This is a genomic window from Candidatus Blastococcus massiliensis AP3, from assembly GCF_000582785.1.
Classification (GTDB): Bacteria; Actinomycetota; Actinomycetes; order Mycobacteriales; family Geodermatophilaceae; genus Blastococcus; species Blastococcus massiliensis.
In genome coordinates this window covers 347179-373521 of the sequence record NZ_HG931175.1, presented here as the reverse complement: position 1 = coordinate 373521, position 26343 = coordinate 347179, and the positions used below count along the sequence as shown (strand labels likewise).

23 protein-coding genes are annotated in these 26343 nt (G+C 74.6%); 14 read left to right on the top strand and 9 right to left on the bottom strand.

Going from position 1 to position 26343, the window contains the following annotated elements; genetic code table 11:
- From BN344_RS21085 to BN344_RS15920, 6 genes are all read right to left on the bottom strand, one after another.
- A partial coding sequence (locus BN344_RS21085) for a helicase-related protein (protein ID WP_269319919.1) occupies positions 1-1775 on the bottom strand: 1775 nt, incomplete at its 3' end.
- Positions 1776-2067: 292 nt separating this feature from the next.
- Positions 2068-4296 carry an MMPL family transporter gene (locus tag BN344_RS15940; RefSeq protein WP_081788694.1) on the bottom strand — a complete coding sequence of 743 codons (2229 nt, stop codon included), beginning with the start codon at positions 4294-4296 and terminating at the stop codon, positions 2068-2070.
- Positions 4297-4300: 4 nt separating this feature from the next.
- Positions 4301-4888: a TetR/AcrR family transcriptional regulator gene (locus BN344_RS15935; protein WP_040339539.1), complete on the bottom strand. Its 588-nt coding sequence runs from the start codon at positions 4886-4888 to the stop codon at positions 4301-4303.
- Positions 4889-4981: 93 nt separating this feature from the next.
- On the bottom strand, positions 4982-6196 hold the full coding sequence (locus BN344_RS15930) for a serpin family protein (protein WP_166518260.1): 1215 nt from the start codon (positions 6194-6196) through the stop codon (positions 4982-4984).
- Positions 6197-6236: 40 nt separating this feature from the next.
- On the bottom strand, positions 6237-6941 hold the full coding sequence (locus BN344_RS15925) for a hypothetical protein (protein WP_040339537.1): 705 nt from the start codon (positions 6939-6941) through the stop codon (positions 6237-6239).
- Positions 6938-7471 (bottom strand): SigE family RNA polymerase sigma factor, encoded by a 534-nt coding sequence (locus BN344_RS15920; protein WP_040339536.1) that lies wholly within the window; start codon positions 7469-7471, stop codon positions 6938-6940. Before BN344_RS15920 ends, BN344_RS15925 begins: the two co-directional genes overlap by 4 nt.
- Before the next feature lie 140 nt (positions 7472-7611).
- On the opposite strand from BN344_RS15920, the gene BN344_RS15915 reads away from it, so the two are divergent.
- The 9 genes from BN344_RS15915 (at position 7612) to BN344_RS15875 (ending at position 18016) form a co-directional block, all read left to right on the top strand.
- On the top strand, positions 7612-9252 hold the full coding sequence (locus BN344_RS15915; RefSeq protein ID WP_040339535.1) for an acyl-CoA carboxylase subunit beta: 1641 nt from the start codon (positions 7612-7614) through the stop codon (positions 9250-9252).
- The gene (locus BN344_RS15910; protein ID WP_231486921.1) at positions 9249-11213 is read left to right on the top strand and encodes an ATP-binding protein; all 1965 of its coding nucleotides are present in this window, start codon (positions 9249-9251) and stop codon (positions 11211-11213) included. Before BN344_RS15915 ends, BN344_RS15910 begins: the two co-directional genes overlap by 4 nt.
- Positions 11206-12978 (top strand): acyclic terpene utilization AtuA family protein, encoded by a 1773-nt coding sequence (locus BN344_RS15905; RefSeq protein WP_040339533.1) that lies wholly within the window; start codon positions 11206-11208, stop codon positions 12976-12978. Before BN344_RS15910 ends, BN344_RS15905 begins: the two co-directional genes overlap by 8 nt.
- Positions 12975-13592 (top strand): TetR/AcrR family transcriptional regulator, encoded by a 618-nt coding sequence (locus BN344_RS19205; RefSeq protein WP_155858918.1) that lies wholly within the window; start codon positions 12975-12977, stop codon positions 13590-13592. Before BN344_RS15905 ends, BN344_RS19205 begins: the two co-directional genes overlap by 4 nt.
- A gap of 11 nt (positions 13593-13603) precedes the next feature.
- Complete coding sequence (locus BN344_RS15895; RefSeq protein WP_040339532.1) at positions 13604-14380, top strand: TIGR03084 family metal-binding protein; 777 nt, start codon at positions 13604-13606, stop codon at positions 14378-14380.
- A 56-nt stretch (positions 14381-14436) separates the two neighbouring features.
- Positions 14437-15582 carry an NAD(P)H-dependent flavin oxidoreductase gene (locus BN344_RS15890; protein WP_040339531.1) on the top strand — a complete coding sequence of 382 codons (1146 nt, stop codon included), beginning with the start codon at positions 14437-14439 and terminating at the stop codon, positions 15580-15582.
- Between the two features lie 143 nt (positions 15583-15725).
- Complete coding sequence (locus tag BN344_RS15885; protein WP_040339530.1) at positions 15726-16547, top strand: acyl-CoA thioesterase; 822 nt, start codon at positions 15726-15728, stop codon at positions 16545-16547.
- Positions 16548-16580: 33 nt separating this feature from the next.
- Positions 16581-17312 (top strand): dienelactone hydrolase family protein, encoded by a 732-nt coding sequence (locus BN344_RS15880; RefSeq protein WP_081788692.1) that lies wholly within the window; start codon positions 16581-16583, stop codon positions 17310-17312.
- A 17-nt stretch (positions 17313-17329) separates the two neighbouring features.
- Entirely contained in the window at positions 17330-18016 is a 687-nt protein-coding gene (locus BN344_RS15875) for a maleylpyruvate isomerase family mycothiol-dependent enzyme (protein ID WP_040339529.1), read from the top strand.
- Positions 18017-18049: 33 nt separating this feature from the next.
- On the opposite strand, the gene BN344_RS15870 is transcribed toward BN344_RS15875, so the two are convergent.
- On the bottom strand, positions 18050-19051 hold the full coding sequence (locus tag BN344_RS15870; RefSeq protein ID WP_051516020.1) for a YihY/virulence factor BrkB family protein: 1002 nt from the start codon (positions 19049-19051) through the stop codon (positions 18050-18052).
- A 70-nt stretch (positions 19052-19121) separates the two neighbouring features.
- Here BN344_RS15870 and BN344_RS15865 point away from each other — a divergent pair, with 70 nt between their 5' ends.
- The 4 genes from BN344_RS15865 to BN344_RS15850 are packed head-to-tail and all read left to right on the top strand — an operon-like array spanning position 19122 to position 22767.
- A complete protein-coding gene (locus BN344_RS15865; protein WP_040339528.1) occupies positions 19122-20153 on the top strand; it encodes an LLM class flavin-dependent oxidoreductase in 1032 nt (343 codons plus the stop codon).
- A complete protein-coding gene (locus tag BN344_RS15860) occupies positions 20150-20980 on the top strand; it encodes an alpha/beta hydrolase (protein ID WP_040339527.1) in 831 nt (276 codons plus the stop codon). The genes BN344_RS15865 and BN344_RS15860 overlap by 4 nt, the downstream gene beginning before the upstream one ends.
- Positions 20973-21743, top strand: coding sequence for a PIG-L deacetylase family protein (locus tag BN344_RS15855; RefSeq protein ID WP_040340008.1), 771 nt, complete (start codon positions 20973-20975; stop codon positions 21741-21743). The genes BN344_RS15860 and BN344_RS15855 overlap by 8 nt, the downstream gene beginning before the upstream one ends.
- 13 nt (positions 21744-21756) lie before the next feature.
- Positions 21757-22767, top strand: coding sequence for an alanine racemase (locus BN344_RS15850; RefSeq protein WP_040340007.1), 1011 nt, complete (start codon positions 21757-21759; stop codon positions 22765-22767).
- 15 nt (positions 22768-22782) lie between these two features.
- Here the strand turns inward: BN344_RS15850 and BN344_RS15845 are convergent, their stop codons facing one another.
- A complete protein-coding gene (locus BN344_RS15845; RefSeq protein ID WP_040339526.1) occupies positions 22783-23436 on the bottom strand; it encodes a class I SAM-dependent DNA methyltransferase in 654 nt (217 codons plus the stop codon).
- Entirely contained in the window at positions 23433-24962 is a 1530-nt protein-coding gene (locus BN344_RS15840; protein WP_040339525.1) for an ATP-dependent DNA ligase, read from the bottom strand. Before BN344_RS15840 ends, BN344_RS15845 begins: the two co-directional genes overlap by 4 nt.
- Before the next feature lie 82 nt (positions 24963-25044).
- Here BN344_RS15840 and BN344_RS15835 point away from each other — a divergent pair, with 82 nt between their 5' ends.
- The gene (locus BN344_RS15835; RefSeq protein ID WP_040339524.1) at positions 25045-26274 is read left to right on the top strand and encodes a saccharopine dehydrogenase family protein; all 1230 of its coding nucleotides are present in this window, start codon (positions 25045-25047) and stop codon (positions 26272-26274) included.
- Positions 26275-26343: the final 69 nt, after the last annotated feature.

The following is a 26343-nucleotide window of genomic DNA, read 5'->3' as shown; positions in this document are numbered from 1 at the left end:
GCGCGGCCCGCGGCACGGCGGCCACCGGCGGCGGGTCGCCGGTCCCGCGCACCGCTCGGCCGTCCGGCCGGCGCGCTGCAGGGCCGGCAGGTGGTGAACCACGGGGCGATGGCCGAGCCGCAGTCCACGCACTTGCCGGAGCGGCCCAGCGCGATCGCGTCGGGGAGCAGTTCGGTGATCATCTCCGCGCACTCCTCCTCGACCCAGGCGGCGTCGTCGCCGTCCAGGCCGCCGACGCCGGGGAACTGACGGAGCAGCGTCTGGGCGTCGCGGGCGGCCGCGGCTGCCTGCTCGTACTCCTCGACCGAGCCGCCGCGCGGGACGTCGGGGAGCACGGTCTCCGGCGGCACCGGCAGGCCCACGGCGTGCTCGAGCGCGGCCCGGGCCAGCACCAGCCAGCGGGTGCGCCGGGGCGGGTTGTAGTCGATGGCGAGGTTGACCAGGCGCCAGACGGTGTTCAGGTCGCCGGCCGCGCCGAGCGGCCCCTTGAGCAGCGGCAGCAGGGCGTGCACGCGCAGCACCAGGCTGGTGACGTCGTCGGCGGTCATGGCTTGGTCGCGGGTGGCGGCGCGGGCCCAGGCCATCCACCGGGTGAGCGCCTCCGGGAGGTCGACCGCCTCCATCGCGCCGAGGTCCTCGAGCTCCGGGCGCAACCGCGGCGCGCGCTTGGGCAGGTCGCTCAGCTCGTCGCCGCGGGCGACGGCGGCGCCGTTCGCGACCAGGGCGCCCACGGGCTTCAGCCCGCTGATCCCGATGAGGATGCCGACGGTGCCGTGCCCGGTGAGGCCGTACCGGCCGGCCCGCCCGGCGATCTGGGCGGCCTCCCAGGTGCGCAGCGGCCGCATCTCCTGCCCGTCGAACTTCGTCGTCTCCGCGAACAGCACCGTGGTCGCGGGCACGTTGATGCCGTGGCCGATGACGTCCGTGGTCACCAGCACGTCGAGCTCGCCGCCGGTGAACCGCTCGATGACCTCGCGGCGGGTGGCCGGCGGCAGCGCCCCGTAGAGGACGCCCACCTTTCCGGGCCGGTGCTGGTCGAGCTCGGCGGCCGCGGCGTAGACGGCCTTGCGCGAGAAGGCGACGACGAGGGTCTGCGGGCGCACGGCCTCCGGGCGCACCGGGGCGCGCAGCACGTCCAGGCGGGAGAGCCGCTTGTGGTTGACGACCTGGAGGCGCTCGGCGTCGGAGACCAGCGGCTTGAGCACGAGGTAGGCCTCGGCGGCGGAGATGAGGTGCATCTCGCGGTACTCGCCGGTGAGCAGCAGCCGGGCCCAGTGGTGGCCGCGGTCGGGGTCGGTGACCCAGTGCGCCTCGTCCAGGACCAGCATCTCGCCGCGCGGCGGGGCCTTCTCCACGGTGCAGCAGACGATCGGCGCGAACGGGTCGATCTCCTCCTCGCCGGTGGACAGGCCGACCGTGCCCTCGGGCAGCTGGGCGGAGAGCTTGGCGTAGGCCTCGTGCGCGAGCTGGCGCAGCGGAGCGGCGTAGACGCCGGAGCCCGTGGCGGCCAGCGCCTGCAGCGACTCGTAGGTCTTGCCGGAGTTCGTGGGGCCGAGGTGGAAGACCACGTTCTCGGGGCGGGTGGTCCGGGCGGGGAGCTCCGGCTCGGCGCCCTCCACCCAGCTCTGCTGCGCGCGCTTCTCCTCCCGGGCGGCCACGCGGTCGGCGTCCCGCGCCGCCGACTGGCGGCCGGCGGAGCGCTCGCGGCGGCGGGCCGACGTCGGCGGGGGAGTGGCGGGCTGGGTCGTGGGCGGCAGGGGCTGGCTCTCGGGCAAGCAGTGTCCTTCGTGGAGCTGGATCAGGGGCGGTCGACGCCGTCGTCCGGGCGGACCGTTGCTCGGGACAACACAGCGGAAGGCCGGTCCATGCCCGGAGACACGCGGCGCTTCCCGGGCGTCCCGGACGCCTCCAGTGTCCACGGCGGCGAGCGAACGGCCGCACCTGACCCGCCGCATGTGTCCCGGACCTGCGCGTTCAGAGCGGTTCGACCACCTCGGACTTCCATCCGGAGTGCCTACCCCGCCCTGCCGCAGGGTCAACGGACGGCGGGGCGAGGGCGGGAACGGATCAGCGGGCTCCCGAGACCGCGGGCTGCTCCGTCCCGGTCGTGCTCTCCGCGGTTGCGGCGGCTCCCGCACGGTGGGCGGTGAGCGCCGCGCCCTCGACGTCGAGGCTGGGCAGCCAGCGCAGCCACCGGGGCAGCCACCAGGCGTGCTCGCCCATGAGTGCCAGCGCGGCCGGGACCAGCACCATGCGGACGACGAAGGCGTCCACCAGGATGCCCACCGCCAGGGCGAAGGCGATCGACTTCAGCGTGGGATCGGGGCTGGAGGCGAAACCGGCGAAGACGCCGAACATGATCAGCGCGGCCGCCACCACGACAGGGGCCGAGCGCCGGAACCCGTCGCGGATGGCCGCGAGCGGAGCGGCACCGTGCGCGTGCGCCTCGTGCATGCGGCTGACCAGGAACACCTGGTAGTCCATGGCCAGGCCGAACAGGATCCCGATGACGAGGATCGGGGTGAGGCTGATCAGCGGCCCGGTGGCGGTGAGCCCGACCAGATCGGCGAGCCACCCCCACTGGAAGACGGCGACGGTGGCGCCCAGCGAGGCGCCCACGGTGAGCAGGAAGCCCAGCACGCCGACCAGCGGCACGAGCAGCGACCGGAACACCAGCACGAGCAGGACGAAGGCCAGGCCCACCACGAGGACGAGGTAGACGGGCAGCGCGTCGTCCAGGGACTGGGCGACGTCGACGCTCACGGCGGTGGCGCCGGTGACGTAGGCCTCCACCCCGTCGGTGCCGGTCAGCTCCGCCCGGAGGTCGCCGACCAGCTGCTCGGTGGCCTCGGACTGCGGTCCGGACTCCGGGATGACGGTGAGCAGGGCCGCCGTGTCGTCGGCGTTGGGCTGCGGGGGGACGACCAGGCCGACGTCGGGCAGCGAGGCGATCGACTCGGTGACACCGGCGGCCGCCCGCGAGGCGCCCTCCCCCTCGAGCAGGACCACGAGCGGGCCGTTGATCCCGTCGCCGAACCCTTCCGCCAGGAGCTCCTGCGCCCGTGCCTGGGTGCTGTCGGGCTCCGGGTTCGGGACCAGCGTGGTCGCCATCGAGGCGAAGGGGATGGACAGGACACCGAGGGCGGCGATGGTGAGCAGCACCGTCGCCACGCGGAACCGGGTCACCGTGGCCACCCAGCGGGCCAGGAATCCGGTCGCCTCGGAGCTCCGCTCCGTGTCCTGCGGCGCGACGGTGCGGTTGCCGGCGGCGAGCGCGGCCCGCGTCCTGCGGGGCAGCGCGCGCACGCCGACGAAGCTCAGCGCGGCCGGCACCAGGGTGAGTGCGACGAGGACGGCGACGACGATCGTTCCCGCGGCGGCGACGCCCATCTGCGTGAGGAAGGGGATGCCCACCACCGACAGGCCCAGCAGCGCGATGACCACCGTGAGCCCGGCGGTCACCACCGCCGACCCGGCCGTGCCGGCGGCCAGTGCGATGGCGGTGCCCACGTCGGCGCCGCGCAGCAGCTCCTGGCGGTAGCGGCTGATGATGAACAGGGCGTAGTCGATGCCGACCGCGAGCCCGAGCATGCCGGCCAGGGCCGAGGTCGTGGACGACAGGTCCAGGAAGCCGGTCGCGATGGTGATCCCCAGGACGCCGACGCCGACACCGACCACAGCGGTCAGCAGGTTCATGCCGGCGGCGACCAGCGAGCCGTAGGTGACCGCCAGGACGATCATCGCCAGGACGACGCCGATCACCTCGCCGATGCCCATGTGGGGGACGCCCGGGCTCAGCGCCTCGCCGGAGGCCTCGACGGTCAGCGCGTCGGTGCCCGCGCCCTCGACGACGTCCAGGAGGGCGTCCCGCTGCTGCTCGGTCACGTCCTCGAGGAGCCCCTCGAGGGTGACGGTGCTGTAGCCGATCGTCAGGTCGGCGTTGACCGCGGGTGCGGCCGGGTCGAGCGGGTCGGAGACAGCGGCGACCCCGGGCAGGTCGGCGAGGGTGCCCACCAGCTCGCCGACGGCCGTGGCGATCTCGGGGTCGGCCAGGGTCGCGCCGTCCGTCGTCGCCAGGGCGACGCTCACGGTCGCTCCGCCGGCGCCGAACTCCTCGGTGATGCGCTCCTGCGCGACCGTGGACTCCTGGCCGGGGATGGAGAACGAGTTCGTCGTCGTGCCGGCCAGGGTTAGGGCCCCCACGCCGCCGGCGACGAGGACCGCCAGCCAGACGAGCACGAGGGCGAGCCGGCGGCGGTGGGAGAACGCCCCGATCCGGGACAGCAGGTGAGCCATGGGGTCAGGTCTCCGAGGTGGGGGAGGAACGGTGGTGGCCGAGGGCGTCGACGCAGGCGACGACGATCAGCGGCCGCCAGGCGACGGTGAGGTCCTGCTGGTGGGCGGTGAGTGCCAGGACCGCGAGGGCGGCCAGGGCGGCGGCGACCCGCACGGTGCGCTCGGCCGTCGCGGCCTGCGCATCGACGCCGAACGCGGCCAGCGCTGCCGTGCCCGAGGCCTGGATCGCCTCGACGTCCCCGGGCGCCACGTCACCCGGGACCCCGGTCGTGGCCGGGGCCAGCAGCAGGGACACCAGGCCGGGGTGGGCCAGGGCGACGTCGACCCAGGCCTCGATCGCGCGCCGGTCCCGTTCCGGACCGAGGGGCAGGTCGGCCACCACGGTCAGGACCTGCTGCCCCAGCTCGGCGGCCTTGGCCACCACGGCGGCCTGCAGCGAGTCCTTGGTCGGGAAGTGGTGCTGGAGCCCGGCCTTGGAGAGCCCGACGGCGTCGGCGATCTCCTGCAGGGAGGTCTTGGCGCCGCGGCGGGCCAGGAGGCCGGCGGCGGAGTCGAGGATCTGGTCCTCCGCCTGCTGACGGAACGCGGTCACGTCTCGAAGAGTAGGCCGCACCGGCCGGGTCGGCCGGGAAACCGGCCGATCCGGCCGGTGTTCCGCGTCACGCCGAGCCGGTTCACCCCCGGGCTACGGCGAGGCGACCACGGCCAGGAACAGCGGGGATCGGGTCTGCGTGTCGGCGATGAGGAGGAGGTAGGGGCGGTCGAACGTGACGACCTGAGCCCGCGGCTCCGCTCCGTTCACGGCCTCCGCCACCACGCCGGTGGCTGCCGCGGCCTCGGTGCCCTCCTCGTCCACGTCGAGGTAGGTCTTCTGCACGACCCGGGCGATCTCCAGCTCGTCCTCGCTGAGGGCCGAGTAGTCGCCCGTGGTCGGCAGGCCCAACTCCGCCAGCACGCCCAGCAGCTCGTGGGTCTGCTCGAACCGCAGCCGGGGCAGTGCGATGCCGACGTGCTCGGGAGCGGGTTCCGCGTCCTGCAGCGCGAGCAGCGGAGCGGCGTCGACAGCGCACGGGTCGGTGCCCTCGGGCGGCAGCACGGCGAGCATCGTCAGGGTGCCGTCGCGGTAGGGCAGCTCGACCGACCGCCATCCGTCCACGGTCCGGGAGACGCCGGCCGACCCGTGCATCATGTCGGCGGTGACCTCGCCGGACGGTGTCCGGAAGGGGGCCGGCACGGTGCCGGTGAACGGCGTCGCCCACCGTGCCTCGAGGTGCAGGGCGTTGGTCAGGACCGCCCGCGTGTGGCGTTCGAGCGGGTCGTCGAAGAGCTTCTCGATGAGGCCTCGGGTGTCCTCGGAGATCGCCGCGTTGATCCGGTCGGTCGCCCCGCCCGGGTCCCCGGCGAAGTCCAGCGCCTGCACGCCCGCGTCGAAGGCGGTGGCGAGGTCGTCGAGGTAGCCCGGATCGGGTCGAAGGTCGGGTGCGGTCCAGAGACGGTTGCTCAGCTGCAGCGAGTCCGGAGCGTCGTCAACCGCCGGGTCGCCGTCGTGCCGCAGGCCGTCCAGGGCGCGGGTGTGCTCGTGGAACGCCGCGACCAGGTCCGGCGACCACGTCGGAAGGTGCAGCACAGCTGCGACGTCCTCGGCGGTCCGCCCGGCGGCGGCCGGGTAGAGCAGGCTCAGTGCCTCGGCAGCCGAGGTGGGGGAGAGCAGCACGTTCTCGCCCGGCCGGTCGGCGCACACCGCGGAGAGGAGGTCGACGCCGAACCGGGTCTGGGCGGTGGCCACATCGGAGGCGGTGAGCTGCCCGGACTGCACGGGGACGACATCGCCCCGGAGCGTCTGCGGCTGAGCGCCGGTGCTCCCGTCGTTGCCGCAGGCGGTCAGGACCGTCGCGGTCACGGCCACGACCGCTCCCCGTGCGCATCTGCTCATCGCTGCCTCATTCCGTCACGGCTGCCCAGGCGGCCGCCGTCCGTGCGTCGTAGGGCTGGGTGAAGCCGCAGCCCCAGGCGATGGGGGCGTCCAGCGGGGCCCCACCCCAGCGCGGCTCCCCGGACACCAGCAGACGGGTGCCCACCTGGTAGTCCGGGATCGACGGGATCATCCGGCGCCCGGTGATCGTGTTCAGGTCCACGGTGACGGTCTCCCCGGAGCCCCCGCGGTACCAGTCGTGCACCCGGAAGGTCACCGCCGAGATCGGGGTCAGTGAGCCGGTCGGGTCCTGGCGCGCCGGGCCGATCGCGGTCACGGTGCCGTCGAACGCGAAGGCCCGGCCGGCCACCGCCGCGGGCGAGTAGGCCTCGACGCACTCGGCCGCGCTCCCACCGGTGGCCGAGACCGGCGGCTCAGGTGCAGGGGCGCTGCTCGGCGAGGGCGCTCCGGGAGCGGGAGCGCCCTCCTCCGTCGCCTCGACGGCTGCGGCGATCGGCGCCTCCGGAGCCGGCCCCGACAGGGTGCCGGCAGCCACCACGCCCGCGACCACCGCGGTCACCGCCGCCGCGGTGGCCAGGAATCCCGCACGTCGACGGCGGTCCCGGCGGTGCCGCTCGACGGCCCGACGGGCGGTGGCCTGCCCGGCGGGCGTGCCGGCGTCGTCGGCGATGGCCCGCAGCGCGCTCCGGACGGTGTGCTCGAGCTCGTTCACGGCTGCCTCCGATCCAGGGACGTGAGCTGTGGTGCCGGGTCGACGGCGGGGGCGAGGGCGGTGCGCAGGGCGGTCAGGCCCCGGCGGGCGTGGGTGTTCACCGTGCTGACCGAACAGCCGAGGACGGCGGCGGTCTGCGGCTCGGTGAGGTCCTCGAAGAAGCGCAGGACGAGGACGGCACGCACCCGGGGCGACAGGCCGGCGAGGGCCCGGCGCACCTCGTCCTCGACGGCGTGGGCCGCCTGCGGGTCCACGCCGGCGCGTTCGGGGACCACCTCCACCACCTGCTCGGTGGACATCAGCCGACGGCGCCAGCTCACGTGGGTGTTGACCATCAGCGTGCGGACGTAGGGGAGCGGGCGTTCCGCCGTCCGCACGCGCGACCAGTGGCGGTACGCCTTCGCCAGCGCCGTCTGCACCAGGTCCTCCGCGTGGCCGCGGTCGCCGGTCAGGAGGTAGGCGGTGCGCAGCAACGAGCCCTCGTGCTCGACGACGAACGCCGAGAACTCGTCGTCGTCCGTGCTCGGCATGCACCCTCCCGTCGCGCTCCTACCTGGTAGACGCTCTCGGCGGGCCCTTCCACCGACATGACGGCGGAGAGAATCCGGAGCCCGCGAGTCGCCGCGCCGGTAACGTTGACTAGGCCGAATTACCGCCCTAGGTTCCGGGCATGGCTCGCTCGTTGCTCGCCCCGCCGTTGCGCTCGACCGTCGACCCGGGGAGCGAGAGCTTCCGGCAGAACCGGGCGGACATGCTCGAGCAGCTCGCGGTGCTCGACGAGCTGCTCGACGAGGCGGCCGCCGGCGGCGGTGAGAAGGCGACCGAGCGGCTGCGCCGGCGGGACAAGCTGCCCATCCGTGAGCGCATCGCGCACGTCCTCGACCCCGACAGCCCGTTCCTCGAGATCAGCCCACTGGCCGGCTGGGGCTCGGACTACACCGTCGGCGGCGGGATGGTCGTCGGCGTCGGCGTGATCGCCGGCGTGGAGTGCGTGGTCATGGGCAACGACCCCACGGTCCTGGGCGGCGCGCTCACCCCGTACGCCCTGAAGAAGTGGGCGCGCGCGCTGGAGATCGCCCGCGAGAACCGGATGCCCTACGTCAGCTTCGTGGAGTCCGCCGGCGCCGACCTGCGGCCCGGAGGAGGCGGCGGCGGGCGCTCGGCGCAGACCTCGCACTTCGCCGAGAGCGGCCGGCAGTTCTACGAGATGACCGAGCTGTCCAAGCTCGGCATCCCCTCGATCTGCGTCGTCTTCGGTTCCTCCACCGCCGGCGGTGCCTACCAGCCCGGGCTGTCGGACTACGTCGTCGTCATCGACCAGCAGTCGAAGGTGTTCCTCGCCGGCCCGCCGCTGGTCAAGATGGCGACCGGCGAGGAGAGCGACGACGAGACCCTCGGCGGCGCCCGGCTGCACGCGGACGTCTCCGGCCTGGGCGACTACTTCGCCGAGGACGAGCTGGACGCCATCCGCATCTGCCGCGAGGCCGTCTCGCACCTGAACTGGCGCAAGGCCGGCCCCGAGCCGTCGCTGACGCCGGACGAGCCGGTGCACGACCCCGAGGAGCTGCTCGGCCTGGTCAGCCGCGACCTCCGCCAGCCCGTCGACGTGCGCGACGTGATCGCCCGCGTCGCCGACGGTTCGCGGTTCGAGGAGTTCAAGCCCCGCTGGGGGCCGACGCTGGTCTGCGGCTGGGCCTCCATCCACGGCTACCCGGTCGGGATCCTCGGCAACAACGGCGTGCTGCACCCGGACTCCGCGCAGAAGGCCGCGCACTTCATCCAGCTGTGCAACTGGATCGACGTCCCGCTGGTCTTCCTGCAGAACATCACCGGCTACATGGTGGGCCGGGACTTCGAGGCGGCCGGGATCGTCAAGAAGGGCAGCCAGATGCTCAACGCGGTCACCAACTCGACGGTGCCGCACCTGACGGTGATCATCGGCTCCTCCTACGGCGCCGGCACGTACGGCATGTCCGGGCGCGCCTTCGGCAACCGGTTCACCTTCCTCTGGCCGACGGCGAAGATCGCGGTGATGGGCCCCAAGCAGATCGCGGGCGTCATGTCGCAGGTCCGCCGCGGGCAGGCGCTGCGCAAGGGCGTGCCCTTCGACGAGGAGGAGGACGCCACGATCGTCGCGATGGTCGAGGCCGGCCAGGAGGAGGGCTCGCTCGCGCTGCGGGCCAGCGGCGCGGTGAGCGACGACGGGATCATCGACCCGCGGGACACCCGCACGGTGCTGGGCATGTGCCTGTCCTTCGTGGCCAACGGCCCGGTCGCGGGTGCGCAGGAGTACGGGGTGTTCCGGCTGTGACCAGGTCTCCCGAGGGCATGGCCTTCGACACCGTCCTCGTCGCCAACCGCGGCGAGATCGCCCGCCGGGTCTTCCGGACCGCGCGCGCCATGGGCTACCGCTGCATCGCCGTCTACGTCGACGCCGACGCCGGGGCCCCGTTCGTCGCCGACGCCGACGAGGCCGTGCGGCTGGAGACCGGCTACCTCGACGGCGCCGCCGTGATCGCCGCCGCTCGGGCCTCCGGTGCGGGCGCGATCCACCCCGGCTACGGCTTCCTGTCCGAGAACGCCGGCTTCGCCGCCGACGTGCTCGCCGCCGGGCTGGTCTGGGTGGGCCCCACGCCCGAGGTCATCGCGGCCATGGGCGACAAGCTCGCGGCCAAGAAGGCGGCGGTGGCGGCCGGCGTCCCGACTCTGCCGTCGGCCGACGACCCCGCCGACGCGGACTCCGTGGGCTACCCGCTGCTGGTGAAGGCCGCCGCCGGTGGCGGCGGCAAGGGCATGCGGGTCGTGGAGTCAGCGCCCGAGCTCACCGAGGCGGTCGCCGGCGCGCGGCGCGAGGCGCTGGCCGGCTTCGGCGACGACCGGGTGTTCCTGGAGCGCTACGTGCGCCGGGCCCGCCACGTCGAGATCCAGATCCTGGGCGACGAGCACGGCAACCTGCTGCACCTCGGCGAGCGGGAGTGCTCGATCCAGCGGCGGCACCAGAAGATCGTCGAGGAGTCGCCCTCACCCGTCGTCGACGACGCCCTGCGGGCCGCGATGGGCGAGGCGGCCCTCGCGCTGGCCGGTGCGCTCGGCTACCGGTCGGCCGGCACCGTCGAGTTCCTCGTCGACGACGACACCCGCGAGTTCTTCTTCCTCGAGGTCAACACCCGCCTGCAGGTCGAGCACCCGGTCACCGAGGAGGTCACCGGCATCGACCTGGTCCGCGAGCAGCTCCGGGTGGCCGCCGGCGAGCGGCTGGACCGCACGCAGGCCGACGTCGCCTTCCGCGGGCACGCCGTCGAGGTGCGGCTCTACGCCGAGGACCCCGCGGCCGGATTCCTCCCCGCCACGGGCACCGTCGCGGCGTTCGCGCCGGCCCTCGGGCCGGCGGTGCGATGGGACTCCGGCGTCGAGGCGGGCTCGGTCGTCGGCGTCAGCTTCGACCCGATGCTGGCCAAGGTGATCGCGCACGCCCCGACCCGGCGCGAGGCCGCCGGCCGCCTGGCGCTCGCGCTGGAGCGGCTGCACCTGGGCGGGCTCACCACCAACCGCGACTTCCTCGTCGCCGTCCTCCGCCACCCCGCCTTCCTCGCGGGCGACACCACCACCGACTTCATCGACCGGCACGAGCCGGCCGCGCGCCTCGCGCTCGACGACGCCGACCTGCACCGGGTGGGCGCCGCGGCGGCGCTGTGGATCCAGGGCCGCAACCGCGCCCGGGCGACCGTCCTGCGCACGGTCCCGGCCGGCTGGCGCAACGCGCGGCTGCCCGACTCCTCGGTCCGGTTCCGGCACGGCGACGACGAGATCGAGGTGCGCTACCGGGCCCGGCGGGACGGGACCTTCACCGTCCGCGACGTCGGCGGGGTCCGCGTGCACGCCTGGTCGCCGGAGGCCGTCGACGTCGAGATCGGCGGCCGCCGGGCGCGATACGCCGTCACCGCAGACGGCGAGCGGCTGCACGTGCAGACCCCCCGCGGCACCGTGGAGCTGGACGTCGTCCCGCGCTTCGTGCCGCCCGGCGCCGCGGAGGCCGACGGCGGCTTCGTCGCCCCGATGCCCGGGGTCGTGCTCGACGTGCGGTGCGCGGTCGGGGAGCGGGTGACCGCGGGAGCGACCCTGGTGCTGCTCGAGGCGATGAAGATGGAGCACCACGTGAAGGCGCCGTACGCCGGGGTGGTCACCGAGGTGCGGGTCGCGGTCGGCCAGCAGGTCGAGAACGGCGCCGTCCTCCTCGTGGTCGAGCCCGAGGGGGAGTCTCCCGATGCGTGAGCCGCTGCGGATCGCGAACTGCTCCGGCTTCTACGGGGACCGGCTCTCCGCGGCCCGGGAGATGGTCGAGGGCGGGCCGATCGACGTCCTCACCGGTGACTGGCTGGCCGAGCTGACCATGCTCATCCTGGCGCGGACCCGCGCCTCGCGGCCCGGCGGCGGCTACGCGCGGACGTTCGTGAAGCAGATGGAGCACGTCATGGGCACGTGCCTCGACCGCGGCATCAAGGTGGTGGCCAACGCCGGCGGGCTCGACCCGGACGGGTGCGCGGAGGCGGTGGCAGAAGTCGCCGGGAGGCTCGGGCTCTCGCCCACGATCGCCTACGTCAGCGGCGACGACCTGCTGCCCCGGCTCGACGAGCTGGTCGCCGCCGGCGTCGACCTCGCGCACCTCGACACCGGGGAGCCCCTCGGCGACCCGTCGCGGTTCATCAGCGCCAACGCCTACCTCGGCTGCTGGGGCATCGTCGACGCGCTGAACTCCGGTGCCGACATCGTGATCACCGGGCGCACCACCGACGCCGCGATCGTCTGCGGCCCCGCCGCCTGGCACCACGGCTGGGCCCGCGACGACTGGGACGCCCTCGCCGGCGCGGCGGTGGCCGGCCACGTCATCGAGTGCGGGACCCAGGCCACCGGCGGCAACTACTCGTTCTTCACCGAGGTCCCGGGCATGGCCCGCACGGGCTTCCCCTGGGCGGAGATCGCCGCCGACGGCTCGTCGGTCATCGGCAAGCACGACGGCACCGGCGGCCAGGTCTCGGTCGGCACCGTCACCTCGCAGCTGCTCTACGAGATCGGCGGCCCGGCCTACCTGGGCCCCGACGTCACCGCGCGCTTCGACACCGTCGCACTCGAGGAGACCGGGCCGGACCGGGTGCGGATCAGCGGCGCCAAGGGCGAGCCGCCGCCGCCCACGCTCAAGGTCGCGATGAACTCGCTCGGCGGCTTCCGCACCGACCTCGGTGTCGCCCTGGTGGGGCTCGACGTCGAGGCCAAGGCGGCGCTGGTGGACGAGGCGTTCTGGGCCGCCTGCCCGTACGAGCCGGCCGACTTCGCCGACGTGACCACGACGGTCGTGCGCACGGACAAGGAGGACCCGGCCACCAACGAGGAGGCCGTCGCCGTCTGGCGGCTGACCCTCAAGGACCCGGACGAGAAGAAGCTGGGGCGCTCGGTGAGCGCCGCCATGACCGAGCTCGCTCTCGCCACGATCCCCGGGTTCTTCGGCGTCGGCGGAGGCGGCCGGGACGCCCGTCCGTACGGCGTCTACCGCCCGTCGCTCGTGCCGGCCGAGCTCGTGCCGCAGCAGGTGACGCTGCTGGGCGGGCCGACCACCGTCGTCGCCTCCACGGCGCCGACGGCGCCGGCCGCCCCGATCGAGCCGCTCCCGGGACCGTCGGTGCCGGTGCCGACCGGCGAGACCGAGCGGGTACCGCTCGGCCACGTCGTCGGCGCCCGGTCGGGGGACAAGGGCGGCAACGCCAACCTCGGCGTCTTCACCCGCAGCGACGTCGAATGGGCCTGGCTCGACGACTTCCTGACCGTCGAGCGCCTGGCCGAGCTCCTGCCCGAGATCGCGGACCTGCGGGTCGACCGGTACCGGCTGCCGGCCCTGCGGGCGCTCAACTTCGTCGTGCACGGCCTGCTCGGCGAGGGCGTGGCGGCCTCCACGCGGCAGGACGGCCAGGCCAAGAGCCTGGGGGAGTGGCTGCGCGCCCGGCACGCCGACATCCCGGTCGGGATCCTCTGGACGACGACGTGAGCGTGCCCGTCGCCGTCGAGCGCCCCCGGCCGTTCCTCGACAGGGAGCGCCGGGCGCAGCTCACCCAACGGCAGCGCGAGGTGCTCGAGCTCCTCGACGCGATGTTCCGCGAGGGCTTCGCCGACCTCACCATGGCCGAGATCGCGGCGCGGGCGGGCTGCTCGCTGCGCACCCTCTACGCGCTGGCCCCCAGCCGCGACGAGCTCGTCCTCATGGTCGTCGACCGGCAGCTGTGGCGGATCGGCGGCGACGCCCAGCGGATCCTGCGCGAGGACATGGCGCCCCTGGACGCCATCCGGGCCTACCTCCGCGCGGCGCACGTCGCCGTCAGCCGCGCCACCGACGCCTGGTCGCGCGACCTGACGACAGTCCCGGCGGTCCGGCAGCTCGTCGACAGCCACAACGAGTACCTGGTCGACGTCACCCGGGTGCTGCTGGACTCCGCCGTCGGCCGGGGGGACATCGCCGACATCGACACCGCCGCGGTGGCGCGGGTGCTGGCCGGCCTCGGCCGCGGCTTCGCCGCCCCCGAGGTGTCGCGCACCCTGCGCAGCTCGCCCCAGCAGACCGCCGACGAGGTGGTCGAGATCGTCCTGAAGGGGCTTGCCTCATGAACGGAGGAGCGATGAGCGAGATCTCCGGGACCGCCGCGGACCTGGCGGCCGAGCACGAGGCGCTGGACGCCGTCGTCGCCGGGCTCACCGGGGAGCAGTGGGCCACGCCCACCCCGAGCCCCGGGTGGACGGTGGCCGATCAGATCGGCCACCTGACCTACTTCGACGGCGCCGCCGCGACCGCGATCACCGACGAGGCGGCGTTCGCGGACTCCATCGGCCCGCTGCTGGAGGACATGGACGGCGTCACCCTGCACCGCCACCTCGCTCCGGCGGAGCTGCTGGCGGCGTGGCGGGCGAACCGGCAGCACCTGCTCGAGGTGGCGCAGAGCATCGAGCCCGGCCGGCGGGTGCCCTGGTACGGCCCGTCGATGAGCGGCAGGTCGTTCCTCACCGCGCGGCTCATGGAGACCTGGGCGCACGGCCAGGACGTCGTCGACGCCGTCGGCGCCACCCGGGAGCCGACGGACCGGCTCCGGCACATCTGCCAGATCGGGTTCATCACGCGGAAGTGGACCTACGCCGTCCGGCGGGAGGAACAGCCGGAGGCCGCCGTCCGGCTGGAGCTGACCTCGCCGTCCGGTGAGAGCTGGCGGTGGGGCGAGGCCGACGCACCGGAGTCCGTGCGCGGACCGGCGCTCGACTTCTGCCTCGTGGTCACCCAGCGCCGCCACGTCGACGACACCGCGCTCGAGACGCAGGGTGCCGCCGCCCGCGACTGGATGGTGAAGGCCCAGGCCTTCGCGGGCGGGGCGACCGACGGCCCACCGCCCGGCGGCCGCTCCTGACCCTCCGACCACCCCCACGTCCCTCACCGGGCCCCACCACTGAGAGAGGCACTCCCGTGCGCACAGCCGCCACCGACCTCGTCGGGATCGACGTCCCGATCTTCGCCTTCAGCCACTGCCGCGACGTCGTCGCCGCGGTCACCAACGCCGGGGGGCTCGGCGTCCTCGGCGCCGTCGCCCACACCCCCGAGCAGCTCGACATCGACCTCGCCTGGATCGAGCAGGAGGTCAAGGGCCGGCCCTACGGCGTCGACCTGCTCGTGCCGGGGAAGTTCGCCGGCGCCGAGGCCGGCGGCCTCGACCGCGAGGCCCTGGGCGAGCTGCTGCCCGCCGAGCACCGCCAGTGGCTCGACGGAATGCTCGACCGGTACGGCATCCCGCCGCTGCCCGCCGACGCGCCCTCCGGTGGCCGCAGCTCCGGCGTCGGCGGCATGCGGGTGGACCCGAAGAGCATGGCGCCGCTGCTGGACGTGCTGTTCGCCCACGAGACCAAGCTCGTCGCCTCGGCGCTCGGCCCGCCGCCGCCGCACTTCATCGAGCGGGCCCACGGCGCCGGCATCCCCGTCGCGGCGCTGGCCGGCTCGGTCGAGCACGCGATCCGGCACAAGGCCGCCGGCGCCGACCTCGTCGTCGCGCAGGGCACCGAGGCCGGCGGGCACACCGGGCAGATCGCCACGATGGTGCTGGTGCCCGAGGTCGTCGACGCCGTGGGCCCGCTGCCGGTGCTGGCCGCCGGCGGGATCGGCCGCGGCCGGCAGCTCGCCGCCGGCATGGCGCTGGGTGCCGACGGCGTGTGGTGCGGCTCGGTGTGGCTGACCACCGAGGAGGCCGAGACCAACCCGGCGGTCAAGGAGAAGTTCCTCCGCGCCGGGCTCGGCGACACCGTGCGCTCCCGCTCGATGACCGGAAAGCCGGCCCGCATGCTGCGCAGCCCGTGGACCGAGGAGTGGGAGTCCACCGACGGTCCCGGCACGCTGCCGATGCCGCTGCAGCCGATGCTGGTCGGCGAGGCGCTGGCCCGCATCAACCGCGTCGCCGACAAGCCGGGGACGCCGGCGAACGACCTGGCCACCTACTTCGTGGGCCAGATCGTGGGCAGCGCCAGCATGAGCAGCGTCCGGCCGGCCCGCCGGGTGGTGCTCGAGATGGTCGAGGAGTTCGTCGACGCCGTGGAGCGCCTCAACGGTCTCGCCGCGAGCTGACGCGTCGACCGCTGAACCCGGGAGACCCAGGACCAGCGCGGTTCCGGGTCTTCCGGGTTCAACGGTCCGTGGTCGGCCGCGTCAGCCGCTTCTCGGGACTCCGTAAGGTCCCGCATGTCATCTCACCGACCGAGGGGAACGCAGTGCAGCACGAGGGCGACGGAGGCGGCCCCGGGCCGACGGTGCTCGACGTCCTGGATCTCGAGGAGATCGACCGGGACCTGTACCGGAGCACGCTGGTCTTCGCCGACCCGTTCCCGCTCTACGGCGGGCAGGTCGCCGCGCAGGCGCTGCTCGCCGCCGGTCTGACGGTGGGGGAGGGCCGGCTGCCGCACTCGCTGCACGGCTACTTCCTCCGCAGCGGGGACGCCGCCCGGCCGACGATCTTCCGCGTCGAGCGGGACCGCGACGGCGGCTCGTTCTCCGCACGGCGGGTGGTGGCGGTGCAGGGCGGCGAGGTCATCTTCAGCATGGCCGCCTCCTTCCACGCCGGTGGCGCGGGACCCGACTTCCCGGTCCAGGAGATGCCCGACGTCGAGGGTCCGGACGGGCTGGAGAGCCACGGCATGCCGCGGTTGTTCACCATGGAGAGCCGCCGTCCCGGGCAGGCCGACCCCGGCTGGCGGCTGCCGACCCGGTTCTGGGCGCGGACGACGGTGCCGCTGCCCGACGACCACCTCGTGCACGCCTGCGCGCTCACCTACCTCTCCGACATCGGCACCGGGCTGGCCAACATGCCGCAGGACGAGGCGAGCCCGGGCCCGACGCTCGACCACGCCGTCTGGTTCCACCGGCACGCGCCGCTGGACGAGTGGGTGCTCATGGACATGGAGCCGGGCACGGTCTCGGGTGGACGCGGCTGGTACACCGGTGCCATCTTCACCGCGGGCGGCACGCTGGCCGCCAGCTTCACCCAGGAGACCCTGTTCCGGGCGGGCAAGAACCCCTTCCGCCCGGGCAGCTGATCCCGCCCCATCCCTCCGACGTCAGGGGACCCCGTGCCCGAGATCGTGATCCCCGGCGCCGAGAGCGCCCCGGAGCTGCGGGCCTACCTCGCCGTCCCGCCCACGGGGAGGGGACCGTGGCCGGCCGTCGTCGTCGTGCACGAGGCGCTGGGGCTCAACGACGACACCCGGCAGCAGGCCGACCGCCTGGCCGCGGCCGGTTACCTCGCCGTGGCGCCGGACCTGTTCACCGCCGGCGGGGTGCTGCGCTGCCTGCGCTCGACGTTCCGCGCGATGCTCCAGGGGCAGGGCGCGGCCTTCGGCGACCTCGAGGCGGCCCGTCGCTGGCTCGCCGACCGCCCCGACAGCACCGGGCGGGTCGGCGTCCTCGGCTTCTGCATGGGCGGCGGGTTCGCGCTGCTGGCCGCCACCCGCGGCTTCGACGCGGCGGGGGCGAACTACGCCGCTGTCCCGAAGAACGCCGAGCAGGTGCTCGAAGGGGCCTGCCCCGTCGTGGCCAGCTACGGGAAGCGGGACCGGATGTTCCGGGGTGCGGCCGACCAGCTGGAGGGCGTGCTCACCCGGCTCGGGGTCGAGCACGACGTGAAGGAGTACCCGGACGCCGGTCACTCCTTCCTGAACCGGCACAACCTGGGCCCGTTCAGCGTGCTGGAGACGGTGTCCGGCTTCGCCTACCACCAGCCCTCGGCCGAGGACGCCTGGGCGCGGATCCTGCGGTTCTTCGACGAGCACCTGCGGGCGGACGAGCCCTCCGGTCAGGCCTGAGCCGCCGAGCCGGATCCGTGCCCGCCGACGTCGACCACACCGCCGCCCTGGCTCGCGAGCAGGAAGCCTTCGCGAGCCTGGCCTCCGACGCCCCCGGGGACCTGCCGGTGCCCGCGTGCGGTACCTGGACCGCGGAGGTGCTGGTGCGGCACCTCGCCACCGTGCACCGCTGGGCCGCGCTCGCGGTCGGGACGGACGACACGGAGGCGCTCCCCGACGTCCGGCCGGTGTTCCGGTCGACCTCGGCTGCCGACTACGGCGCGGCGGCGGCCGAACTCCGGGCGGCGCTGGCCGACCCGGCGCGTCCCTGCGTCACCCTCACCGGTCCGGGCACCGCCGCCTGGTGGACCCGGCGCCAGGTGCACGAGACGCTGATCCACCGGCTGGACCTCACCGCGGCCCTGGGGCGCGAGGCAACGGCCGACCCCGCCGTCGCGGCGGACTGCGTGGCCGAGGTCGTCGACGTCCTGCAGCCGCGGCAGGTGGCGCTGGGTCGCATGGCGCCGCTGGACCGCGGCGTGCGGCTCACCGCGCCCTCGGGCAGCTGGGTGCTCGGGCCCGACCCGGTCGCCGAGATCACCGGATCGGAGCCGGCCCTGGCGCTGCTGGTCTGGCGGCGGATGCGCGTGGACGACGAACGGCTGACCGTGACCGGCGACCGCGCCGCGGCGGCGGCGGTGCTGGCCCAGCCCCTCGTCCCCTGACCGCTGCCCGACCCGCTGCCGATCCGGGTGGCGTCAGGGCTCGTCGTCCCCGTGCGGCGGAACGCTGTCGGCGACGACGGCGCCCCGCTCGCCCGGCGGGCGCTCCGGGCCGACCGTCGAGTCGCGGGCGGTCTGCCGCTCGCTCTCGGCGTTCACCGCGGCGCCGACGATCACCAGGAAGACGCTGAGCCAGAGCCAGAACATGCTGATGGCGACGCCGCCGAGCGAACCGTAGGTGGTCTCGTAGGAGCCGAGGCTCTGCACGTAGGCGAACAGGGCCAGCGACGTCACCAGCCACAGCACGGTGGCGAACGCCGCGCCGACGCTGATCCACCGCCAGCGGGCGCGCTGCCGATCGGGGGCGAAGCGGTAGAGCATGGAGAGCACCAGGGCCAGCAGCACCGCGAGCGTCAGCCAGAGCACGGCCGGAGCGAGTGGCTGGAGGGGATCGGGCAGGCGGTCGAGCCGGCGGGAGAGGGCGCCGGTGCCGGCGATGACCGCGCCGAGGACCAGGGCGCCGGCGAGCACGAAGGTGACCGCGAGCCCCGTCCGGCGTCGGAAGCTGCGGGTCTCGGTCTCGGAGTAGGCGAGCGTCAGCGCGTCGATCAGGTAGGTCGCGGCGGTCGTGGCGGTGACCAGCGCGGCGGCCAGACCGCTGAGGCCCCGCCAGGTGAGCACCTGAGCGGAGGCGGTCGTGATCGTCGTCAGCTGCTCGGCGACCAGTGGCTCGAGTTCGGGCGGGAGCACCTCGGCGACCGACGAGAGCTGGTCCAGCGCCTGGTCGGGGGTGTTGACGGCGCCGTAGACCGACAGCGCCGTCACCAGCAACGGGGCGATGGAGAGGATGGCGAAGAACGAGACGGCGGCGGCCAGCGCCATGAGCCGGTCGTCGAGGACGTGCCGCGCCGCGCGCTCGAGCACCTGGAGCCAGCCGCGCGGGGGGATCCGGTGCGGGGCGTGCGCGTCGTGCCCGCGGACCGGTCGGCCGCCTCCGGCGTGCGCCGACCCGGACCCGCCCGCCCGCGCTGCCGCCACGGCTCCATCCTCGTCCGGGGCGTCCGCGCACGCGCAGCGACTCCGCCGTCCGCCTGCTTGACTGGCCGGCATGCACCTGGGCATCGACAGCTTCGTGGCGGCGGTGACCGATCCCGCCACGGACCGCCTGGTGGGGCCCGAGGAGCGGATGGAGCACCTGCTCGAGGAGATCGAGCTCGCCGACCGGGTCGGCCTCTACTCCTTCGGCATCGGCGAGCACCACCGCAGCGAGTACTACGACTCCGCGCCGCCGGTGATCCTGGCCGCCGCGGCCGCGCGGACCTCCCGCATCCGGCTGGGCAGCGCGGTGGCGGTGCTCAGCGCCGCCGACCCGGTCCGGGTGTTCCAGCAGTTCGCCACGCTGGACCTGATCTCGAAGGGCCGGATCGACCTCGTCGTCGGCCGGGGCTCGTTCACCGAGGCGTTCCCGCTGTTCGGGCTGAGCCTCGCCGACTACGACGAGCTGTTCGCCGAGAAGCTCGACCTGCTGCTGCGGATCCGGGAATCCGAGAACGTCACGTGGTCGGGCCGGCACCGCCCGCCGCTCACCGGCCAGGGTGTCTACCCGCGGCCGCTGCAGGACCCGCTGCCGATCTGGGTCGGGGTGGGCGGGACGCCGGAGTCGTTCGTCCGGGCCGGGCTCCTGGGGCTGCCGCTGATGGTGGCGATCATCGGCGGGGAGCCGCGCCAGTTCGCGCCGCTGGTCGACCTCTACCGGCGGGCGGGTGCCCAGGCCGGTCACCCGCCCGAGAAGCTGCAGGTGGGGCTGCACGTGTTCGGCTTCGTCGCGGACAGCACGCAGGCAGCGGCGGACACCATCTACCCGGGGTGGCACGAGATGTTCGAGAAGGTGTCCCGCGAACGCGGGTTCTCGCCGCCGAGCCGGGCGCAGTTCGACGCGACCAGCGGCCCGAACGGCGCGTTCTTCATGGGTGACCCGGACACGGTGGCGGAGAAGCTGGTGCGCATCGCCGGGCAGCTGGGCGGCGTCGACCGGATCTCGCTGCAGATGACCAACCCCCGGCTGGCCCACACCGACCTGCTGCGCGGCATCGAGCTGCTGGGCACCGAGGTCGCCCCGCGCGTGGCGGCGCTCTCGTGACCGCCGAGCGGGAGTGGGGGCTCGACGGCCACGCGGGCCGGCTGGCCTGCCGGACGTGGGAGGGCGCCGGGGCGCCCACGCACGTGGTCCTGCTGGCGCACGGGTACGGCGAGCACGCCGGGCGGTACGGGCACGTGGCCGCCGCCCTGGTCGAGGCCGGGGCCGTCGTGCACGCCGTCGACCACGTCGGCCACGGCCAGAGCGACGGCGACCGCGTCGTCGTCACCGACTTCGAGCGGGTCGTCGACGACCTGCACGCCGTCGACGAGCAGGCCCGCGAGCAGCACCCGGACCTGCCGGTCGTGCTGATCGGGCACTCGATGGGCGGCCTGATCGCCGCCCGGTACGCCCAGCGGTACGGCGACTCGCTGGCCGCGCTGGTGCTGTCCGGCCCGCTCGTCGGGAACTGGGCGGCGGGCCCGCTGCTGCTGTCGCTGCCGGAGCTGCCCGACACCCCGCTGGACAGCACGACGCTGTCCCGCGACCCGTCCGTCGGGGCGGCCTACGAGGCGGATCCGCTGGTCTGGCACGGCCCGTTCAAGCGGCCGACCATCGAGGCCATCGTCCGCGGGCTGGCGGCGATCGAGGCGGGTCCGTCCCTCGGGTCGCTGCCGCTGATGTGGGCGCACGGCGAGGGCGACCGGCTCGTTCCGCTCGCCGGCACGCGGCCCGGCGTGGAGCAGCTCCGCGGGGACCACTCCGCCGGGAAGCTGTACGCCGAGAAGATCTATCCCGGTGCGCAGCACGAGATCGTCAACGAGACCAACTCCGACGAGGTCCTCGCCGACGTCGTCGCCTTCATCGGTGCGGCGCTGCGGCTTGGCTGAGTCGAGCGTGCTCGCCGTCTTCGCGCATCCCGACGACGAATCGCTGTCGGCCGGCGGGCTGCTCGCCCGTCAGGCCGCTGCCGGTGCGCGGACCGCCGTGGTCACCTCCACGTGGGCCGAGGACTCCGTGCGCGCACGGGAGCTGGCCGAGGCGCTGCGCAACCTGGGCGTCGGCGAGCCGCCGCGCATGCTCGGCTACGCCGACCAGAAGGTGCCGGAATCCGCCCCGGGGAGCCCGCGCTTCTGCGACGCACCCCTCGACGAGGCCGTGCGACGGCTGGTCACGCACATCCGCGACTTCCGTCCGGACGTCGTCGTCACCCACGACGCCTACGGCGGTGTGACCGGCCACGCGGACCACGTCCACACCTACCGGGTCACGATGCTCGCCGCCCAGGCCGCCGGTCTCGAGCAGCTCTACCCGGAGGCGGGCGCGCCCTGGCAGCCGCGGGCTCTCTACCTGGCCACCCACCCGCGGTCCGTCGCGGCGCGGTTGACCGGCCTCATCGGTGCCCAGCGGGCCGTCTACAGCGTGCCGGACGAGCAGGTCACCGACCGCCTCGACGTGAGCCCGTGGGTGGAGCAGAAGATCGCCGCGGTGCTGGCGCACCGGAGCGAGGTGGAGCGGGGAGCCGTGCCCGGACTCGTCGCCTCGCTGCCGCAGGACGCTCGCGTCGCGATGCTCTCCACCGAGTGGTTCATCCGCTGCGCTCCGTGGGTGTCCGCCGCGGGTGGGATGTCCACCGACGTCCCGGCGCTCTAGTTTTCGGGGCGTGATGCGACTCAGCGAGCTCCCGACACCCGCCCTCGTCGTCGACAGGGGAGCGCTCGAGCGGAACCTGGCAGCCATGGCCGCCGTCTGGCCCGGGCGCCGGCTCCGGCCGCACGTCAAAGCGCACAAGACGAGCGGACTGGCGCGGCTCCAGGCGGGGCTGGGGCACCTGGGCTTCACCTGCGCGACGATCCGCGAGGTCGAGGTGATGGCCGAGGCGGGGCTGGGTGAGGACCTGCTGCTGGCCAACGAGGTCCTCGACATGCGCCGGCTCGGGGCGCTGGTCGACTCCGGTACCCGGGTGACGGTCGCGGTCGACTCGGACGCGGTGCTCCGGGCAGCCGTCGACGGCGGCGTCCGCGAGGTGCTGATCGACGTGAACGTCGGCCTGCCGCGGTGCGGGTGCGCGCCGGAGGACGCCGGCCGGCTGGCCGACGCCGCCCGCGCCGCGGGGCTCGAGGTGCGCGGTGTCATGGGCTACGAGGGCCACCTGATGCTGGTGGCCGATCCCGTCGAGCGGGCGCGGCGGACGGCCAAGGCGATGGGCCTGCTGCAGCAGGCGCACGCCGACGTGGGCGGCGACATCCTGTCCGGGGGCGGGACCGGCACCTGGCGGACCAACACGGTCGTCACCGAGCTGCAGGCCGGCTCCTACGCGCTCATGGACACCGCGTACGCGGGGCAGGACGACGTCCCGTTCGAGCAGGCGCTGACGGTCCTCGCGGCCGTGATCTCGGTGAACGCGGGCCAGGGCTACGCCGTGGCCGACGCCGGCCTCAAGGCCTTCGGCATGGACCACGGCAACCCGACCCTGCGGGACGCAGCGGTCTGGTACTGCTCGGACGAGCACACGATCTTCGCTCCGGAGGAGGGCGGCCCGCTGCCCGCCCTCGGCGACCGGGTGCGCTTCGAGCCCGCCCACGTCGACCCGACCTGCGCGCTGCACGAGCGGATGTGGGTCGTCGAGGGCGACGAGGTCGTGGACTGCTGGCCGGTCGACATGCGCGGCTGGTGAGGTTCCTGCCAGGCCTCAGCCCGGCTTCCGGGCCATGAGGAACCCCTGCGGGATCCGGCTCGCGGCGCTGGTGGTCTCGGGCGCCTTCACCAGCCGGGCGGTCAGCTCGAACCCGGCACGGCCCAGCAGCCCGGCGACGGCATCCGGCTGCAGACGGTAGAAGTCCAGCGAGATATCGGAGCCGAAGGCCTCGGCCAGGTGCAGGGTGCCGTCGCCGACCTGGAAGGCGAGCAGCAGGTGGCCGCCCGGCCGGAGCACCCGGTAGAACTCGCCGAGCACGTCCTGCCGCTGGGCGCCGGGCACGTGGATGAACGAGTACCAGGCGACCAGGCCGGAGAGTCCGGCAGCCGGACGGGCGAGGGCAGCCATGTCGCCCACCTCGAAGCCGACCGCGGGATGAGCGCGGCGCGCGACCTCCACCATGCCCGGGGAGACGTCGATGCCGCTCACGTCGAGTCCCAGCGAGTGGAGGTAGGCGGTGACCGTGCCCGGACCGCTGCCGACCTCGAGGACCTCGGCATCCGGGTGATCGCGCAGCACCGTCTCCGCGAACCCGGCCAGCAGCGCCCGGTCCAGTGGCGCCTCGTCGAGCTCGGACCGGAACACCTCGGCGTAGCTCTCGGCGATGGCGTCGTAGCTGGTCCTCGTCGCGACCACGTGCGATCTCACGGCGCCAGCAAGGTACGGACGGCATGGAGGGTGTCGGCCTCGGCGGCGGTCTTGTCGGGTCGGTAGCGCAGCACGCGGGCGAACCGCAGGGCGACGCCGCCGGGATAGCGGGTGCTGCGCTGTGCGCCGTCCACCGCGATCTCCACGACGAGCTCGGGCCGCAGCAGCACACCCCACGGGGGATTCTCGCGGGCCAGGTCCGGGAACGTGCGCGTCTGCCAGGCCAGCAGCTCGTCGGTCATGCCCTTGAACGTCTTGCCGACCATCACCGGCTCGCCGCCGTCGGGGTCGCGGGCGCCGAGGTGGATGTTGGACAGCGATCCGGTGCGCCGGCCGTACCCCCACTCCGCGCCGAGGACGACGAGATCAAGCGTGTGCACCGGCTTGACCTTCTGCCACGCCTTGCCGCGCCGGCCCGCGGCGTACGGGGCGTCGAGTGCCTTGACGACGACGCCCTCGTGGCCGCCGGACAGCGCGTCGTCGAGCACGGCCGCGGCCTGCTCCGGGGTGGGGGATCGGACCCCGGGCATCCGCAGCGCCGCGTGCTCGGGCGCGGCGAGCAGCCCGGCCAGGGCGTCCAGGCGCACGCGCAGCGGCTCGTCGAGCAGGTCGAGGCCGTCGAGGTGCAACAGGTCGAAGAAGAAGGGGCTGAGCAGCACGCTCTCGTCGCCGCTCTCGCTGCCGAAGCGGCTCATCGTGTCCTGGAAGGCGCGCGGCCGGCCGTCGTCGTCCAGCGCGAGCGTCTCGCCGTCGAGCACGGCCGTGCGGCAGGGGAGCGCCCGCACCCGGGCGACCAGTTCGGGCACCCCGTCGGTGATCTCGCGCAGCGTGCGCGTCCACACCCGGACGTCCTCGCCGTCCTTGTGCACCTGGACGCGGGCGCCGTCGAGCTTGAACTCCACGGTCACGTCGGCGCCGAGGTCGGCCAGGGCGGCGTCGAGCGAGGAGCCCGGGCTGGCGAGCATGGGCCGGACGGGCCGTCCGACCTCCAGCCGCACCGTGTCGAGGGCGGCACTGCCGCCGGTGAGCGCGGTGGCGGCGGTCTCCGGCAGGCGGCCGGAGAGCATGAAGGCGCGGCGCACCGTCGCGGCGGGGACGTCGGCGGCCGTCGCGACCGCGTCCAGCACGACCCCTTCCAGCGCGCCCTGCCGCAGCTCGCCGGTGAGCAGGCTGACCAGGAACCGTTTCTCCTCCGCGGTGGCGGCTGCGAGCAGACCGTTCAGGACGTCGTCCCGACGGGCCGCGGAGCCCGCGCCCGACGTCGTCGCCAGCTCGGTGAACGTAGAGACCACCGCGGCCACGGTCAGCGACGGTCGCTCGGCGACCGGACCCATCCGGGACGCCAGGGTGCGCCAGCCGACCCCGAGCCGGCCCTGCCCCGTCTCGCCCGAGAGCCAGGCGGTGACCGGCTCGACCTCGTCGACCTGGGCCCGGCGCAGCAGGTCGGCGATGGTGGCGGCCTTCGCCGAGCGCGAGCGGCTGGCGGCGACCTGGGCGGACGCGGCGACGACGTCGGCGAGCAGCACCCGGCCATCGTGGCAGCCGGTACCGACAGCCGGATGACGCCCGGCGTGCGCGGACGGCACCCGGCCCGGTAAGCATGCGTGCATGATCGCCAGCGCACGCGACTCCGACCTCGTCGTCTTCGGGGCGACCGGCTTCGTCGGGAAGCTGCTCGCCGCCTACCTCGCCGAGCACGCCCCGTCGGGCCTCCGCATCGCCCTGGCCGGGCGGTCGCGTGCCCGGCTGGAGGAGGCCCGTGCCGCGCTTCCCCCGGCGGCCGCCGGGTGGCCGCTGATCGAGGCCGACGCGTCCGACCCGGCGTCGATGGCGGCGCTGGCGCAGGGCACCCGCGTCGTCGTCACCACCGTGGGCCCGTACGCGCGGTACGGCATGCCCCTGGTCGAGGCGTGCGCCGCGGCCGGCACCCACTACGCCGACCTGACCGGGGAGGTCCTGTTCGTCCGGGACGCCATCGACCGCGTCGACGAGGTCGCGCGCGGGACCGGGGCGCGGATCGTGCACGCCTGCGGGTACGACTCCATCCCCTCGGATCTGGCCACGATGCTCCTGGCCGCGCGCGCGGCCGAGGACGGGGCCGGCGGGCTGCGCGACGTCCGGCTGGTGGCGACCCTCAAGGGCGGCTTCAGCGGCGGCACGATCGACTCCATGCGGGCGCAGGTCGAGGCCATGGGGAAGGACCCGTCCCTGCGGAAGGTCGCCGGCCACCCGTTCGCGTTGAGCCCCGACCGCGCCGCCGAGCCCGAGACCCGCCAGCCCCGCGACGCCGGCCCGCCCGCGCGCCTCCCGGACGGGCGGTGGGCGGCGCCCTTCGTGATGGCGTCCTTCAACACCCGGATCGTCCGGCGGAGCAACGCGCTGCAGGACTGGGCCTACGGGCGGGAGATGAGCTACGGCGAGGTCATGGGCGTCGGCCGCGGCCCGGCGGGTGCGCTGACCGCCGCCGGGGTGACCGGTGGACTGGCCGGGGCGCTGGCGGCGATGAGCTTCGCGCCCACGCGGACGCTGCTCGACCGGGTGCTGCCGGCGCCGGGCACCGGCCCCAGCGAGGAGGTCCGGCAGAAGGGCTGGTTCCGGATGGACGTCGAGGCGTCGACCGAGAGCGGCCGCCGGTACAAGGCGACCGCCGCCGGGAAGGGCGACCCGGGTTACGCGGCGACCGCGGTGATGCTGGGGGAGGCCGCGCTCGCGCTGGCCCTGGACGGCGACCGGTTGCCCGACCGCGCCGGTTCTCTCACGCCGGCGACGGCGCTCGGCGAGGTTCTCGTGGAGCGGCTGCGGGCCGCCGGGCACACCTACGAGGTCACGCCCGCCTGAGCCGAGCTGCGCGCGAGGTCCCGTCGCGCGTACACCACGTCGTTCCCGGCGCTCGCCTAGGCTGCTCCC

Bases quoted from the DNA above. Each gene is read 5' to 3' on its own strand.
- BN344_RS15940 (WP_081788694.1), bottom strand. From the start codon at position 4,296: ATGGCTCACCTGCTGTCCCGGATCGGGGCGTTCTCCCACCGCCGCCGG.
- BN344_RS15920 (WP_040339536.1), bottom strand. From the start codon at position 7,471: ATGCCGAGCACGGACGACGACGAGTTCTCGGCGTTCGTCGTCGAGCAC.
- BN344_RS15915 (WP_040339535.1), top strand. From the start codon at position 7,612: ATGGCTCGCTCGTTGCTCGCCCCGCCGTTGCGCTCGACCGTCGACCCG.
- BN344_RS15905 (WP_040339533.1), top strand. From the start codon at position 11,206: ATGCGTGAGCCGCTGCGGATCGCGAACTGCTCCGGCTTCTACGGGGAC.
- BN344_RS15895 (WP_040339532.1), top strand. From the start codon at position 13,604: ATGAGCGAGATCTCCGGGACCGCCGCGGACCTGGCGGCCGAGCACGAG.
- BN344_RS15865 (WP_040339528.1), top strand. From the start codon at position 19,122: ATGCACCTGGGCATCGACAGCTTCGTGGCGGCGGTGACCGATCCCGCC.
- BN344_RS15850 (WP_040340007.1), top strand. From the start codon at position 21,757: ATGCGACTCAGCGAGCTCCCGACACCCGCCCTCGTCGTCGACAGGGGA.
- BN344_RS15835 (WP_040339524.1), top strand. From the start codon at position 25,045: ATGATCGCCAGCGCACGCGACTCCGACCTCGTCGTCTTCGGGGCGACC.